Source organism: Vibrio sp. 10N.222.54.A3 (assembly GCF_041474095.1).
Taxonomy (GTDB): Bacteria; Pseudomonadota; Gammaproteobacteria; order Enterobacterales; family Vibrionaceae; genus Vibrio; species Vibrio crassostreae_C.
On sequence record NZ_JBFRTN010000120.1, the window covers coordinates 1 to 3,216 of the forward strand.

Below are 3,216 nucleotides of genomic sequence, written 5' to 3' on the forward strand. Positions count from 1 at the left end.
GTGAACGGCATTACCTAATAAGGTGCCTTTTTTGTTTTTGTCGTATAAGTCTCAATAGAAGCGTTAACAAATGGCGACTTAGTCAGCAAATATTAGTTGAGTGCTCCAACCACTTGCATTTTCACCACATTTTTACAGAAATTAGATGCCATTTGCGCACGAAACTCTTATCCTTAACCTGATTTTTTAAGGAAGTTGAATATGATCATCAAACCTCGAATTCGCGGATTCATCTGTACTACAACACATCCAGTCGGTTGTGAAGCTAATGTAAAAGAACAAATTGCTTACACAAAAGCTCAAGGCCCAATCGCAAACGCACCTAAACGTGTACTAGTTGTTGGCTCTTCAAGTGGCTACGGCTTGTCTTCACGTATTGCGGCAGCATTTGGTGGCGGCGCTTCTACTATCGGTGTTTTCTTCGAGAAAGCCGGTACTGAGAAAAAAACTGGCACAGCTGGTTTCTACAACTCAGCAGCGTTCGACAAGCTAGCTAAAGAAGAAGGCCTGTATTCAAAAAGCCTTAACGGCGATGCTTTCTCTAACGAAGCAAAACAGAAAACAATTGACCTGATCAAAGAAGACCTAGGTCAGATCGATATGGTTGTGTACTCACTGGCGTCTCCAGTGCGTAAAATGCCAGAGACTGGCGAAGTAATTCGTTCATCTCTAAAGCCTATCGGTGAAACGTACACGTCAACTGCGGTTGATACGAACAAAGACACAATCATCGAAGCAAGCGTAGAGCCTGCAACTGAAGAAGAGATCAAAGACACTGTTACTGTAATGGGCGGTGAAGATTGGGAACTTTGGATCAATGCTCTTTCTGAAGCTGGTGTTCTAGCGGACGGTTGTAAGACGGTTGCTTACAGCTACATCGGTACTGAACTAACGTGGCCAATCTACTGGGATGGTGCACTAGGTAAAGCTAAGATGGATCTAGACCGTGCAGCGACAGCGCTGAACGAGAAGCTAGGCCAAACTGGCGGTACTGCAAACGTTGCTGTTCTTAAGTCTGTAGTGACTCAAGCAAGTTCTGCAATCCCTGTAATGCCTCTTTACATCGCTATGGTGTTCAAGAAGATGCGTGAAGAAGGTATTCACGAAGGTTGTATGGAACAGATCTTCCGTATGTTCAGCCAACGTCTATACAAAGAAGACGGCAGCGCGCCAGAAGTGGATGAAGTGAACCGTCTACGTCTAGATGACCTTGAGCTTCGCGAAGACATTCAAGATCACTGTCGTAACCTATGGCCTCAAATCACAACTGAGAACCTAAAAGAACTGACTGACTACGTAGAGTACAAAGAAGAGTTCTTGAAGCTATTTGGTTTCGGTGTTGAAGGTGTTGATTACGAAGCTGACGTTAACCCAGCTGTTGAATTTGATGTAGCTGACATCTAATTCAAGTTATCGAATCTAAACGAAATAGGCGCTCATTGAGCGCCTATTTTTTTGTCTGCTATTTGGTTCAAGAGATTAAGAGCAGATATGGGATTCGAGTGGCGGGATGCGAAGAGATTTAAGAGCGGATACGGCTACCGCGATTCGAAGGGGGACAAGAGTAGAAATAAGGGATGAAGAGAGTTAAGAGCAGGAGTGGGGAAGAAGGCTTGAACCGCTTAAAACAGGTTATAAAAAATGCACTAACCCAAAGTGAATTAGTGCATTCGAAATATCTAAGCTTGGCTGCTTTTAATGCAGCAGATGCTAGCTAATTATGATGATGAAAGTACCTGCTAAGGTCATCAATATATTGGCTATCGCATAAGTACCCGCATAACCCAGAGCCGGAATCGTTGAGCGAGCGTGGTCATTTACGATGTCCATCGCTGGAGCGCAAGTTCGCGCGCCAATGATTGCACCGAACAACAAAGCTCGGTTCATCTTCAATACGTAAGCGCCAACCAAGTAAGCGAAGAATACTGGCAGCACACTCACTACTAGGGCAATACCTATTACCTGTGGGCCAACTTGGGTTAAGTGCTCAAATATCTTACCACCGGCGCTCAAGCCGATACCGACCATAAAGAACATCAAACCGAGGTCTTTGACCATGTTCAGAGCACCTTGAGGCACATAACCGAAAGTAGGGTGGTTCGCTCGTAGGAAACCAAGCATGATGCCCGATAGAAGCAGGCCAACCGCGTTACCTAGCCCAAACGATACCTGACCGAATGTCATGGTGATCAAACCAAACAAAATACCCAAAATGAAGAAGCTACAGAAGGCCATCAAATCCGCCATTTGGCTGTGGATTGAGATGAAACCAATTTTCTCAGCTAGGCCGTGCACTCGACTCTTTTCACCACTCACCTGTAGGACGTCACCTTTAGAAAGCACGATGTTTAAGTCCATCGGCATTTCAATCTGAGCACGTACTACGCGGTTAAGGAAACAGCCGTATTCAGACAGGTTTAAGTCTGATAGGCGCTTACCTGCGATACTGTCACTCTTAACGACGATCTCTTCTTCCACGATACGCAGATCGAGAAGGTTACGGTCGAAAACTTCTTTACCGTTACGGAAGCTTGGGTCTAGACGAGCGTGGCTATCTGGGAAACCAACCAATGCGATCTCATCGCCTTCTTGCAGAATTGCATCACCATCTGGATGGGCAAGAATACCATTACGTCGAATACGCTCGATGTAACAGCCTGTTTGGCGATAGATGCCCAGTTCACGCAGATTCTTACCGTCAGTCCAAGAGATGAGCTCTGGTCCCACTCGATAAGCACGAATAATGGGCAAGTAAACCTTACGCTGACCTGAAGCGCCTAACCCACGTTCTTGGGCGATTTGCTCTGCCGAGTCGTGTAGGTTCACTTTTTGAAGTTTTGGAATCAAGCGAGCAAACATAATCATACTGATTAAGCCAACCAAGTAAGCCATCGCGTAACCGACTGAAAGGTTTTCGATAATCAGGCTCAAGTCCATGTTTCTTGGTAATTCTGCAAGCCCAGAATTCAGAGCATCTTGAGCACCTACCAATATCGGCGTTGCTGTTAAGGCACCTGCCATCATGCCTGCAGATAAACCAAAGCCTAGGCCAAGGTAATGACTACTGAAATAGGTTAGGGCAATTGCGGTAGAAAGTACCACAAGGCTCAGAATGAGGTAGTGCTTACCGTCTCTGAAGAAGATACCGAAGAAGTTTGGTCCAGCTTCAATGCCAACACAGTAGATGAACAGCATGAAACCAATGGTGAGCGCATC

2 protein-coding genes are annotated in these 3,216 nt (G+C 45.6%); one reads left to right on the top strand and one right to left on the bottom strand.

Features of this window, described 5'->3' with window-relative positions; translation table 11 throughout:
- Window positions 1-201 precede the first annotated feature (201 nt).
- Window positions 202-1,404 carry an enoyl-ACP reductase FabV gene (gene fabV, locus AB4507_RS20700; protein ID WP_372183244.1) on the top strand — a complete coding sequence of 401 codons (1,203 nt, stop codon included), beginning with the start codon at window positions 202-204 and terminating at the stop codon, window positions 1,402-1,404.
- Between the two features lie 306 nt (window positions 1,405-1,710).
- Here fabV and AB4507_RS20705 read toward each other — a convergent pair.
- On the bottom strand, window positions 1,711-3,216 hold a 1,506-nt coding region (locus AB4507_RS20705), incomplete at its 5' end, for an aspartate:alanine antiporter (protein ID WP_372183246.1).